The 12,249-nt window shown below is 60.1% G+C and carries 12 protein-coding genes; 9 read left to right on the top strand and 3 right to left on the bottom strand.

The features are described from left to right. Positions 1-36 precede the first annotated feature (36 nt). The 3 genes from BUC36_RS02850 to BUC36_RS02840 form a co-directional block, all read right to left on the bottom strand. Entirely contained in the window at positions 37-471 is a 435-nt protein-coding gene (locus BUC36_RS02850) for a DUF1810 domain-containing protein (protein WP_073271242.1), read from the bottom strand. A gap of 448 nt (positions 472-919) precedes the next feature. Then, positions 920-1,648, bottom strand: coding sequence for a pseudouridine synthase (locus BUC36_RS02845; protein WP_073271240.1), 729 nt, complete (start codon positions 1,646-1,648; stop codon positions 920-922). Between the two features lie 7 nt (positions 1,649-1,655). Then, positions 1,656-2,036, bottom strand: a complete 381-nt coding sequence (locus BUC36_RS02840; RefSeq protein WP_073271238.1) for a YchJ family protein — start codon at positions 2,034-2,036, stop codon at positions 1,656-1,658. A gap of 249 nt (positions 2,037-2,285) precedes the next feature. Here BUC36_RS02840 and BUC36_RS02835 point away from each other — a divergent pair, with 249 nt between their 5' ends. From BUC36_RS02835 to BUC36_RS02795, 9 genes are all read left to right on the top strand, one after another. Beyond that, entirely contained in the window at positions 2,286-2,822 is a 537-nt protein-coding gene (locus BUC36_RS02835; RefSeq protein WP_073271236.1) for a TetR/AcrR family transcriptional regulator, read from the top strand. A gap of 51 nt (positions 2,823-2,873) precedes the next feature. Then, positions 2,874-3,935, top strand: coding sequence for an efflux RND transporter periplasmic adaptor subunit (locus BUC36_RS02830; protein ID WP_073271234.1), 1,062 nt, complete (start codon positions 2,874-2,876; stop codon positions 3,933-3,935). Positions 3,936-3,981: 46 nt separating this feature from the next. Next, positions 3,982-7,083 (top strand): efflux RND transporter permease subunit, encoded by a 3,102-nt coding sequence (locus BUC36_RS02825; protein WP_073271232.1) that lies wholly within the window; start codon positions 3,982-3,984, stop codon positions 7,081-7,083. 154 nt (positions 7,084-7,237) lie between these two features. Then, a complete protein-coding gene (locus BUC36_RS02820) occupies positions 7,238-7,930 on the top strand; it encodes a GDSL-type esterase/lipase family protein (protein WP_073271230.1) in 693 nt (230 codons plus the stop codon). A gap of 194 nt (positions 7,931-8,124) precedes the next feature. After that, positions 8,125-8,610, top strand: a complete 486-nt coding sequence (locus tag BUC36_RS02815) for a GmrSD restriction endonuclease domain-containing protein (RefSeq protein WP_234994871.1) — start codon at positions 8,125-8,127, stop codon at positions 8,608-8,610. Between the two features lie 92 nt (positions 8,611-8,702). Continuing rightward, on the top strand, positions 8,703-9,005 hold the full coding sequence (locus BUC36_RS18950) for a hypothetical protein (protein WP_073271226.1): 303 nt from the start codon (positions 8,703-8,705) through the stop codon (positions 9,003-9,005). A gap of 112 nt (positions 9,006-9,117) precedes the next feature. Then, entirely contained in the window at positions 9,118-9,426 is a 309-nt protein-coding gene (locus BUC36_RS18945; RefSeq protein WP_073271224.1) for a helix-turn-helix domain-containing protein, read from the top strand. Between the two features lie 88 nt (positions 9,427-9,514). Continuing rightward, positions 9,515-10,930: an amidohydrolase gene (locus BUC36_RS02800; RefSeq protein WP_073271222.1), complete on the top strand. Its 1,416-nt coding sequence runs from the start codon at positions 9,515-9,517 to the stop codon at positions 10,928-10,930. Between the two features lie 8 nt (positions 10,931-10,938). Next, positions 10,939-12,243 carry an amidohydrolase family protein gene (locus tag BUC36_RS02795; protein WP_084535811.1) on the top strand — a complete coding sequence of 435 codons (1,305 nt, stop codon included), beginning with the start codon at positions 10,939-10,941 and terminating at the stop codon, positions 12,241-12,243. Positions 12,244-12,249 lie beyond the last annotated feature (6 nt).

Raw genomic sequence — 12,249 nt, 5'->3', positions numbered from 1 at the left:
TCGCTCCGCGGGATGGGCGGGGCGACTATATAGGTATCACTGTTTCTGACTCTCCAGAATCTCCAGTGTCCGCGCATCCACCTTGCCCTGGAAGTACTTTTCCAGCACTTCATTGAACGTTGTGTGCCCACCTTCCACTGCGGAAAACAGGGTCATCGATGATCTGACCTTCATGTCATCCGGGCCATCGAAAATATCGTAGGCCGTCATCCCTTCCAGTTGCAGCAATATCTGGCAGCACTCCTTCAGGCGCTCGCCGAGAATCGGATGTGCGAGGTAGGCCCTGGCTTCCTCCAGCCCGGTAATCGCGTAGCGCAGGGCCATATCGCTGTCCCTCAGCCCGGCGATCTGCGGAAATACATACCATATCCAGTGCGAGTATTCGTGCCCGGCAGTGAGCTCTGCCAGTGCAGTTTCGTATTTTTCGCTCTGTGCGTCGAGGAAGCGCTGAAGGTTAAAGGGATCGTTCATTCGCGATTCCTGGGTGTTGCAGGCAGGGATTTGGTTGAAATGACTGCCCCTGGAGCGCGGGTGATAGCGATGCAGCCGTGGTGGTCAGCCGCGAACACCCGGTTTGTCACGAGCGATGCAACACCTGCATCGGGAGACGGCGGCAGGCTGATCGCAGCAGAGACGAGTGGGGAGCCGAAGGATGTCGGCCGGACGATGATTTCGTTCCAACTGGGCGACGACAAGGGAGCCTCCACACAGCGGTGAGTAAACTTCGGGCATCCCTGTCCGCTCAGTGGCCGCACGCGGATGACTGGCGCGGCTCGGCGGCAGCCTTCTGATTGGCGCATAGATGTATAAAGCCTAGACAATGGCGTCGCTTGGCTCCAGCGGATCGCAGTAGCAACTGCGGAGCAATGCCAAATGAACAGAGGGACTAACCGGTCGTGCGCCGCCGACGGTTAGCCGTTTAATCGGGCAGCTGCCAGCCGAATTTCTCTATCAGCGATAACAGGCATCCCCGCGGTGGTGCGACCAGGTGCAGCCGCTTACCGGTCACCGGGTGATCCAGTTCCAGCTGCAGGGCGTGGAGAAGTAGCCTGCCGCAGTGGTATTGCTCGGCAAAAAATCGGTTGTGCGTCGACTTGCCGTATTTGGGGCAGCCGATCAGCGGGTGGTGGATATGTTTGAAGTGGCGGCGAATCTGGTGGCGGCGGCCGGTCTTCAACTGAATCTCCACCAGGGAGTAGCGACTGCTCGGATAGCGATCGACGGCATAGGGCAGTTCGACGGTGCCGAGCCTGCGGAACAGCGTAACCGCGGCCTGGCGGGGCAGGTCGGCCCTGGGACGCCTGCGCTGGTGTTTGAAGTCGGCGACCGGTGGCAGGGGGTAATCAATCTCGCCTTCCTCCGGACAGTAGCCTCGGCAGATGGCGATGTATTTCTTCACCGAGTCGTCGCTTTCCAGTTGGGCCTGCACCTGTGCGGCGATGTCGCCACTCTTGCCGAAGACGATGACGCCGGAGGTGGGTTTGTCGAGACGGTGGATCGGGTACAGGTGACAGCCGACCAGGTCGCGCAGGTACTGCAGCAGTATGCGCTCCTCGTGACGGTCGATCTCGGAGCGGTGTACCAGCCAGCCTTCGGGCTTGTAGGCGGCAATGAGGTGGTCGTCTTCATAAATAAGTTCCGGCTGCATGGTTATCTCACGGCCAGCCGGTCAGTGGTCCGACATAGACCCAGCGTTTCTTGTGCGGCTTGAACAGCGAGATCTCGTGCATCTCGTGTTCGACGTCGTTCTCCAGGTACCACGCCTTAAACTCCACGATCGACCTTTTCAGTCCCTGCTTGCTCTTGATGACTTCCAGTCGGGTCCACTGGGTCTGCAGGTCATCACTGTCCAGTTCCGGGCAGGTGTCCGGATCCCACGTCTTGCGCAGATAGGCCAGGTTGCCGCTGGCGAAGGCCGCAAAGCGGCTGCGCATCAGCGCTTCAGCCGTATTGGGATAGGCCTGGCCGGACAGGTAGAGCCCGCAGCAGGCGGCCAATGGTTTGCCCGAGCCACAGGGGCAAGGTTGTTCTGACATAGGTGACTCCTGTCTGTTGCCGGCTGTTCGACGTTCTTCTGAGGTGCCGCAGGCTTCTGCGGCGATGCGAGTGTACCCGTCTCGGGGCGCGATAGAAGGCCCCGCAGCGGAATGGCGTCTCTGCGCCGCACAGATACGTTTCCGCAGAATAGTGTGCTGCGCGAGGCGGCGCCCGCTTGACGTCCCCCATTGCGCTGATAACATACCGTCCAGTTGGTTGGTTTTGACCAGAGGTGTCCGGGAGGTCACATGTCCAAGATCGATAAAGAGGCCATTATTCGCGCCGCAGAAGAAGTGGTGCGGGAGAAGGGCGCACGCAAGCTCACCCTGGATGCGGTGGCGGCGCAGTGCGGCCTCAGTAAGGGCGGGCTGCTGCACCACTTTCGCACCAAGCAGGCGCTGCTGCAGGCGATGCTGGAATCGGCAATCGGCTGCGAGGCGGAATTGGCAGCGGAGTATGCCGCCAGCGGTGGCGAAACCGGCGGACCACTGGCATCCCGTATTCACTCAATGTTTGCGCTGATGGAGGACGAGGAGAGCCTGCCGCGCGCCCTGATCGCTGCGGTGGCTGAAGATCCGGCGCTGCTGGAGCCGATCAAGTCCAAAGAGGCCAAGGTCCGCAGCGAGTTATTGAATAACTGCAGTGACCCGGAAATGGCTCTGTTGCTGCTGTCAGCCGCCCGCGGCCTGTTTCTCGGGCGCGTACTCGGGGTGATGGATTCCGATGACCCCATTTTCGAGCGCCTGCACAAACGCCTGCTGAAGCTGGCGGCCGACCTCGACTGATTCTGCTTGTTGACCCCTGTAATCCCCAACTCGAGTTTCTGGGTACTGAATATGAAATTGTCCGGTAATGTCCATTTCCCATTGGCTTTGCTGCTGGCGGCCGCGGCGGCCCTTGTGGGTTGCTCCGATTCCGGCGACGACGCACAGCAGGCCGAGCGCTTATGGCCGGTAAAAGTCGCTACTGTTTCCAGCGATAGAGAGAGCAGCCGGCGCCAGTTTGCCGGGCGGGTCAAGGCGGTACAGACCGTGGACCTGTCGTTTCAGGTGGGCGGAAAACTGGATCAACTGCAGTTTCGCGAAGGAGAGATTATTCCCAAGGGCAAGTTGATCGCGACCCTGGACGACCGCGACTTTCTTCGCCGGGTTAAAGAGGCCCGCGTTAATCTCGGGCTGCTGGAAAAAACGCTTGCCCGCCAGCGCTCCCTGGCGGATCGCAATGTGATTTCGCAGCAACAGCTGGACGAAACCGAGACCAACTACGATCTCGCGAAAGTAACGCTGGAGAAGGCCCAGCAGGATCTGGCTTACACAAAACTGCAGGCCCCCTTCGATGCGCTGGTGACGCGCAAGCTGGTGGAGAACTACACCAATGTACAGCCGGGGCAGGGCATAGTCCGCCTGCAGAATGTGTCGGAAGTACGTATCCAGGTTTCTGTGCCGGAAAAACTGCTGGCCACGGCGAATCGGGAGCGAGTGGGCGCCATTACCGCGGCCTTTGAGTTCCTGCCGGGACGGGAGTTTCCGCTGGAGTACCGCGAACATCAGGCGGAGGCGGATAGCGTCACCCAAACCTATATCGTCGAGCTGGGTATGCCGCGGCCGGAAAATGTGCAGATACTGCCGGGCATGACCGCCCGGGTGAACCTGACTCTCAACCAGGCCCGGGGCGAGCTGTGGGTGCCGCTGTCCGCGGTGCAGAACAGCGCAGACGGTTCGCCTTTCATCTGGCTGATCCGCGACGACCAGTCGGTATCGAAAACCCCGGTTGAGTTGGGGCGCACCAATGGCGACGTGGTGGAGATTACCGCGGGCGTGGAACCGTCGATGAAGCTGGTAGCCGCCGGTGGTCAGCACCTCTATGAAGGGGCCAAAGTGCGCAACTACGCGCAGTAAGCCTCGCAGTAAATCTGTCGGCCACTGACAAAGGTGGGGAAGTGTTGTGAAGATTTCTGATGTATTTATCCAGCGGCCCGTTTACAGCTGGCTGTTGATGCTGATCTGCCTGGTTGGGGGATTGTGGGGGGTGGCAGATATCGGCCGCCTCGAGGATCCAGCCTTTACCATCAAGCAGGCCCGTGTATTTACTGCCTACCCGGGCGCCAGTGCGCGGCAGGTAGAGGAGGAAGTTACCGAAAAACTCGAGGTCGCCATCCAGCAGATGGGGCAGCTGAAGCGCATTACTTCTACATCCCGTCCGGGCATGTCCGAAATCCGTGTGGAAATTGAGGATCAGTACGCTTCCGCTGAACTGCCGCAGGTCTGGGACGAGCTGCGCCGCAAGGTGCGCGATGCCCAGGTACAGCTGCCGCGCGGTGCCGGCGAGCCTTTGGTCAATGACGATTTCGGCGAGGTTTTCGGTATCTACTATGCGGTGACCGGTGAGGGATTCTCGCCGACGGAGGTGCGCGAGATTACCAAGGTGATTCGCCGCGAGCTGCTCACCGTGGAGGGTGTGGCCAAGGTATCGCGTTCCGGGGTTATCAATGAGGTTGCCTATCTCGATATCGACGAAGCGCGCCTTGCGCACTTCGGATTCTCACTCGACGACCTGGCGCAGGTGCTGCAGTCGGAGAGTAGCACTCAGCCAGTGGCCGAAATCGAAGGCCGCGACCTCCGCACCCGCATCGTGGTCGACAATCAGGCCAGTGACCTGGAATCGATCCGCAATATTCTGGTGGGGGTGCCGGGTTCCACTTCGATGCTGGCGGTGCGGGATATTGCCAGCGTCTCCCTCGGTTACGATGACAACCCCGATTTTATCGCCCGCTACAATGGCAAGCCGGCCATTCTGCTCGGCGTCGCCGGGGCGCAGAACACCAATATCGTCGATGTGGGAGAGGCGGTGGAGCAAAAGCTCGCCCAGCTCGAGCAGGGCTTGCCGCTCGGTATCGAGATACATCCGGTCTACGAACAGCATCGCGTGGTCGAGGAGAGTGTCGACGGCTTCCTGTTCAACCTGATCTCCTCGGTGATCATCGTAACCCTGGTGCTGTGCGTGTTTATGGGCTGGCGTTCCGGGGTAGTCGTCGGCACTGTGCTTGCCCTTACCGTATTGGGCACGGTACTGATCATGAACCTGTTCGGTCTCAGCCTGCAGCGCATCTCCCTCGGGGCCTTGATCATTGCGATGGGTATGCTGGTGGATAACGCCATCGTGGTCGCCGAGGGTATGCTGATGGGGGTGCAGAAAAAAGAGTCACCGCAGAGTGCCGCCGGCCGCGTGGTGCGCCAGACTTTCTGGCCGCTGCTGGGCGCAACCATTATCGGCATTATGGCGTTCTCGGGCATTGGCCTGTCCAGCGATGCCACCGGTGAATTCCTCTTCTCGCTATTCGCGGTGATCGGTATCTCCCTGCTGCTGAGCTGGGTGCTGGCGATTACTATAACGCCGTACCTTGGCTATCACTTGTTCAAACCTGGAAAAGATGCGGGCGCCGAGGATCCCTACGGTGGGCGTTTTTATCGCATGTATGGGCGCGCGCTTTCCGGTGCGCTTCAGCACCGCGGCCGCACGGTTGCCTTGCTGGTAGTGGTGACCTTGCTCAGTTACTTTGGCTTTGGTTTCGTGAAACAGGGTTTTTTCCCTAACTCCAATGCGCCACTCTTTTACGTAAATTATTTCCTGCCGCAGGGCAGCGACATTCACCGGACCGAGAGTGCCCTGCAGCAGGCGACGGCATTCATGCAGGCGCAGGAAGAGGTGGTGTCGGTGACTGCGGTGGCCGGGCGCGGTGCCGACCGCTTTATGCTGACCTATGCGCCAGAGCCGCCGAACCCCGCTTACGGCCAGTTGATCGTGCGCACGGAAAACCGCGAACAGATCGCGGCTCTGATTGAGCGCGCGAAAACGGAATTACGCAATGCGCACCCGGAGGCGCTGATTACCTTCAAGCGGCTGGTGTTTGGTCCCGGCGGGGGCGCGGATGTGGAGGTGCGGATTTCCGGTCCGGACTTCAATACGCTGCGCGCCGTGGCCGGTAATGTGGAGGATGTGTTCCGCAAGAAGGGGTTGGAGGATATTCGCCAGGACTGGCGCACGCGGGAGCCGACCATCCTGGCACGCCTCGACGACGAGCGGGCGCGGGTGGCGGGAGTGACCGGGGCCGATATCAGCCGCACACTGCAATTCGCCACTGCCGGCTACCGCGTTGGAAGTTTCGAGAGCGGCGATCGGATCATCCCGATAGTCGCGCGCCTGCCAGAGCGTGACCGCAATCAGGTGGGCTCCCTGCAGGATCGCCTGGTGTGGAGTCCGAATGAGCGCGGTTATATCCCGGCCGGGCAGTTGGTGGAATCGTTCGAAACCACGGCGGAAGAGGGGCTGATCCAGCGCCGCAACCGCGTCCCTACCGTCACCATCAGCGGCGATGCGCCAGAGGGCGTGACGGCGATAGCAGCCTTTGCGAGCCTTCGCACGGAAGCGGAGCAGCTGTCGCTGCCGCCCGGCTACCGGCTGGAATTCGGCGGGGAATTCGAGCGCTCCTCAGACGCGCAGAAGTCGCTGGGCAAGGGCTTGCCGCTCGGCTTCCTGATCATGATCCTGATTTCGGTGCTGCTGTTTGGTACCGTCAAGGAGCCAGTAATAATCTGGCTGGTGGTGCCCATGTCGCTGGTGGGGGTAGTGGTCGGTCTGCTGATTTCTGGCCTGCCGTTTGGCTTTATGTCGCTGTTGGGGGTGCTCAGCCTGTCCGGCATGCTGATCAAGAATGCGGTGGTGCTGGTAGACGAAATTGAAGTGCAGACCCACGCGGGCCTGCCGCGTCTGACCGCGATCCGGCGGGCCAGTGTCAGCCGTCTGCGCCCGGTGTTCCTCGCGGCGGTAACCACGATACTGGGTATGTCACCGCTGCTGTTCGATGCCTTCTTCGCGGATATGGCGGTGACCATCATGGGTGGTCTCGGCTTTGCCACCGTGCTGACCCTGATCGCGGTGCCGGTGTTCTACGCGATTTTCCACAAGGTCCGGGCGGACGAGGTGGAATCGGCGCAGCATGTCCGGCAAGAGGGGGAAAACCGACAGGAATTGGCTGAACCCGCATAACAGCGCAGGTTTCTGCACGCCGATCCGGGCGGAAGCCCGGGCTGGAAATAGAGTTGGGCAGCTACTGGCTACTGATGATAACCTGCGGCTGACCCGCTGTTTCAGCGGCGGGAACACAGTTTGCTGGAAGAATAAAAGAAGGAAGCCCCCGCGCATGAGGAAAGTTTTCGCCCTGATTGGAGCAATCCTGCTGTTCAGTGTCGAAGTGGCGGCCGCTCCAGTGGTGGACTATGCCGACCCGCTCAGATTCCAGCAGGAGGTAGCACATTTCGCACTGCTGGATGCCCGGCGTCCCGTGGTTCCGGGTGGGGTGGTGGTGACCGGCAGCTCCAGTATCCGCATGTGGCACCCGCGCATGCAGCGCGATATGCCGGGCATCCGGGTCATTCCGCGCGGATTCGGCGGCAGCAATATGAACGACCTGCTGTATTACTCCGAGCCGTTGATTTCCAAGTATCGGCCGCGGGCGGTCGCCATCTATGAGGGTGACAACGATATCGCCCAGGGCCTCGAGCCACAGCAGGTTTTGGATAAGTTTCTGGCGCTGAGCGACAAGCTGCGCGAGCGACAGCCGGATCTGCGCATTTACTTTATTTCCATCAAGCCCAGCCTCGCGCGCTGGTCACTGTGGCCAAAAATGGAGCAGGCCAATCAGATGTTCGAAAAGCTGTGCGCCGAACGCGATGGTTATTTCTATATCGATGTGGCCAGCGCACTGCTGGACAATGGCAGGCCAATGACGGATGTCTTTCTCGCCGATGGCCTGCACCTCAATGACAAAGGGTACGCGCTTTGGTCAGCCGCCGTGGCGGCGGTACTGGAAAAGCGCGAGCGCGTCTTCGAGTAACTTTTCCCTTTTACTATGCACGCCGCGGCGACTAATTGACTGCGGCTTTCCCGCACAGTGAATTGATCGATATTTCGTACGAATAGTATTGTGTACGATTGTGCCAATCGTTGATTGGTAGTTGTCGTATGTGTATTCGATCAATAATCGCACGGGTTATTTTGCTTTCGCTCCTGCTCGTCGGCGTTCCGGCTGTGGCGGGTTCCTACGACAGGGCGGAGTGGTTGCCGCGCTGGTCCGATTTTGACCGGGATTGCCAGGATACCCGGCACGAGCTGCTGGTCCGCTATTCCCTGGCTCCGGTAACTTTCACTCGCGCGGACGGCTGTAAGGTGTCCACCGGACTGTGGCTGGATCCCTATACCGGCAATTTCTACTTCAAGGCCTCCGATCTGGATGTGGAGCACATAGTGCCGCTGAAGTGGGCCCACGATCACGGCGGTGCCCACTGGAGCCGCGAGCGCAAGCGCCGCTTTGCGGAGGATCCGGACAACTTGTGGCTGGTGGACGACGGCCGCAACCAGAGCAAGGGTGACAAGGGCCCGGACGAGTGGATGCCCCCCTACGCGCCGGTGGGCCGCATTTACGTACAGCGCTTTATGGCGATTGTGCAGAAGTACGAGCTGCAGCTGACCCTGGCTGAATCCCATAGCTTTCAGACGCTGGCCGCCGGGCGCTGAGGCGCCGCAAAAATGCATTCGCCGAGGAGGAAAAGGGCGCCGGGCGCTGCTACGCTTATCTGGAGTTAGGCAGTGATTTTGCGGGTGAGGTTATGTGGCGGTGGTTGCTCGCCTTCGGTCTGCTGTTATCCGTCCCCTGCTACGGTGAGACCACTATTAATGTCGGTCCCGAATCGGAAGGTGGCGAGAGTCCCTCCCTGAGTTTCTGCCAGTTGCGCTTCTATGAGGAAGAAAACGGCCGCCTGTACTGCAATTGGGCGGTGAATTTCCGATATGCCTGCTTTGTCAGCTATCCCAGCGACAAGATCCTGCAGGCGGGCTCGAAGATCTCCGAGCCGGAAGTGGTCGGTGAGTGCGACAACGGCGAGCCGATCATCAAGCTGTTCCATTACTGACCGTTCGATTCTGCTCTCATTTAAGTCGCGCTTGCCCCGAACAGGCTCCATATGCTCACGCGTTCGGAATCGATTTATAATTTTCGCTCATGCATGCAGGAATGGGCTGAGTATGAAGTCGACCGAGCCACAAAAAGTGTTGGAGCAGCTAGGGGATCACTTCCGCAGCTTGCGTCTTGCCCGCAACGTTTCCCAAGAATCACTGGCAAGCGAATCCGGCGTGGGCCTCAGTACTTTGAAGCGCTTGGAGAATGGTCGCGGCTGCAATCTGGTGGCTCTAGTGCAGCTGATGATTGCGCTGAATTGTGAGGCGCGACTCGAGTCATTTTTTTTGCAATTGGCGACTGATGCGGGTGGCGGTGCGCTTCCAGCGGAAAAACGCCGGCGGGCCTCCTCTGTGCGCAGTCTCGATGGCAACTGAATCAAGGCTTTGGTAGTTTTGGTAATGGCTAGCGCGCGTCAACCTGTTAGCATGCCTCACAATAACTAATAACACTGGATGATCCACTATGCAGCTGCACTCTCGAACATTCGGGCACTGTATCGCGGCCGTTTTTTCGACCGCGCTATTACTGTCCGGTTGCGGGGGAGACGAGAAGGCGGACGGTGACAAGAAATCCAAGGATTTCGCCCGCCAGGATGCCTTTCCTTCCACTTACTCCATCACTCAGTCCCAGCCGGTACTGATTCAGGGCGCAACCCTGCTCACCGGTACTGGCGAGCAACTGGATAGTACCGACCTCCTGTTCAAGGACGGTAAGATCGCGAAAATCGGTGAGGGTCTCAAGGCGCCCAAGGATGCCCTGGTCGTAGATGGCAAGGGCAAGTGGGTCACTCCGGGCATTATCGACGTCCACTCGCACCTGGGTAACTACCCGGCACCGGCTATCGAGTCCTCTCAGGATGGCAATGAAATGACCTCGCCGAATACCGCAGAGGTATGGGCGGAGCACTCGGTGTGGACTCAGGATCCTCAGTTCGCGCTGGCGCTGGCCGGCGGGGTGACCACGATGCAGATACTGCCGGGGTCTGCCAACCTGTTCGGCGGTCGCAGCGTTACCCTGAAAAACGTGCCCGGGCGTCGCGTGCAGGATATGAAATTCCCGGGCGCACCCTACGGCTTGAAGATGGCCTGTGGTGAAAACCCCAAGCGCGTCTACGGCGGTAAGGGTACCGCGCCCTCCACCCGGATGGGCAACGTGGCGGGTTACCGTAGTGCGTGGATTGCAGCCAGCGAATACAGCGATAAGTGGGAAAAGTATCGCGAGAACGGTGGTGACGAGCCGGAACGCGATCTGCAGCTGGAAACCCTGGCCGGTGTGCTCGATGGCGAAATCCTGGTGCACAACCACTGCTACCGCGGCGAGGAAATGGCGATCATGATGGATGTCGCCAAGGAGTTCGATTTCCAGATCTCCACCTTCCACCACGCCGTCGAGGCCTACAAGGTTGCCGACCTGCTGGCGGAGAACAATGTCTGCGCGGCCATGTGGGCCGACTGGTGGGGCTTCAAGCACGAGGCCTTCGATATGACCGAGGCCAACATCGCTATCGTCGATCAGGCCAAGGCCTGCGCGATGATTCACTCGGATTCTGCCGTGGGCATTCAGCACCTGAACGAGGAAGTGGCCAAGGCCATGACCGCGGGCCAGCGTGCCGGCTTTGATATTCAGCCGAAAGACGCGGTGGTCTGGATGAGCATGAACCCGGCCAAGGCGCTGGGCATCGATGAGCAGACCGGCAGCCTGGAGAAGGGCAAGATGGCCGACGTGGTGGTCTGGTCCGGCAATCCGTTCAGCGTCTATAGCAAGGCCGACAAGGTCTTTATCGACGGAGAGCTGATGTACGACCGCGCGGACAAGGCGCGCCAACCGCACAGCGACTTTGAGCTGGGCATTCTCGATGCAGAGGGGGAACGGCTGTGAGCGGGCAATTGAAAAGCAGAATATGCGCGATTTGCGCCCTGGTCCTCGGGCTGGTGACGGCCTCCGCGCAGGCGGAATCGATCCTGATCAAGGGCGGTAAGCTACACACCCTGTCTGATGCGGGCAGTTTCGACTCCGCCGATGTGCTGGTGGTCGACGGGCGCGTAAAGGAAATCGGGCTTTCCCTGAATGCCGATGCAGACAAAGTGATCGATGCGCGTGGCAAGGTGGTTACGCCGGGCGTGATTGCGCCGGTGTCCGAGCTGGGACTGGTGGAAATTGGCGCGGCCAACGCGACTAACGACTTCGCGGTGACCGGTGACAGTATCGGCAGTGCCTTCGACCCGCTGCCCGCGTACAACCCGAAATCCACACTGATCCCGTTCAACCGTGCCGGCGGTGTGACCCGTGCGCTGGTATTTCCGGGTATCAGCCTGTGGGGTGACAGTGTCGGCGACCCGCAGCGTGTCTTCGCCGGGCGCAGTTTCGCCATCAAGCTGAATGGCGATTTCGACAGCGTGGTGGCCACAGATATTGCCCAGAAAGCGTATCTGGGTGAGGCCGGTGGTCAGCTGGCCGGCGGCAGCCGCGCCAGTGCCTATGCGAAAATCAAAAATGCCCTCGAGGAAGCGCGTGAATACCGGGACAACAAGGACTCGATTCGCCGCGGCGACTGGCGTGAGATGGGCCACAGCATTGCCGACCTGGAGGCGCTGCAGCTGCTGATCAGTGGCAAACAGCCGCTGCTGGTCACCGCCGATCGAGCCAGTGATATTCTGTGGGCAATCGAGCTGGCCCAAGAATTCAATCTGCAGCTGGTGATCTTCGGTGCGGCGGAGGGCTGGATGGTGGCGGATCAGCTGGCTGCGGCCAGGGTTCCGGTGGTGATCGATGCGATCAACAATCTGCCGCTTTCTTTTTCCAGTCTCGGTGCACGCCTGGACAACGCGGCGCTGCTGGCCAAAGCTGGCGTTACTGTGGCCATTGGCGGCCCGGAATATGCCTCGACCCACAACGTGTACCTCTCGCGGCAATCCGCCGGCAATGCCGTGGCCAGCGGCCTGCCCTATGAGGATGGGCTCAAGTCCATCAGTGCCAACGTGGCGCAGATTTTCGATCTCGAGGGCGGCAGCCTCGAGCCCGGCGCGGTGGCGGATATCGTCGTGTGGAGTGGCGATCCGCTGGAGGTTACCAGTTACCCGGAGCAGGTGCTGATCGACGGCAAGCCCCTGTCACTGGTGACCCGATCCACGCGCCTGCGTGACCGCTATCTGAAGCCTGAGCAGGGGCACGAGTTCGGCTACAAACGCTGACCGCTC

Origin of the sequence: Microbulbifer donghaiensis, from assembly GCF_900129095.1 — a bacterium.
Lineage (GTDB): Bacteria > Pseudomonadota > Gammaproteobacteria > Pseudomonadales > Cellvibrionaceae > Microbulbifer > Microbulbifer donghaiensis.
Note: the sequence above shows the minus strand (reverse complement) of the source record. Positions and strands in the feature narration are given on the sequence as shown.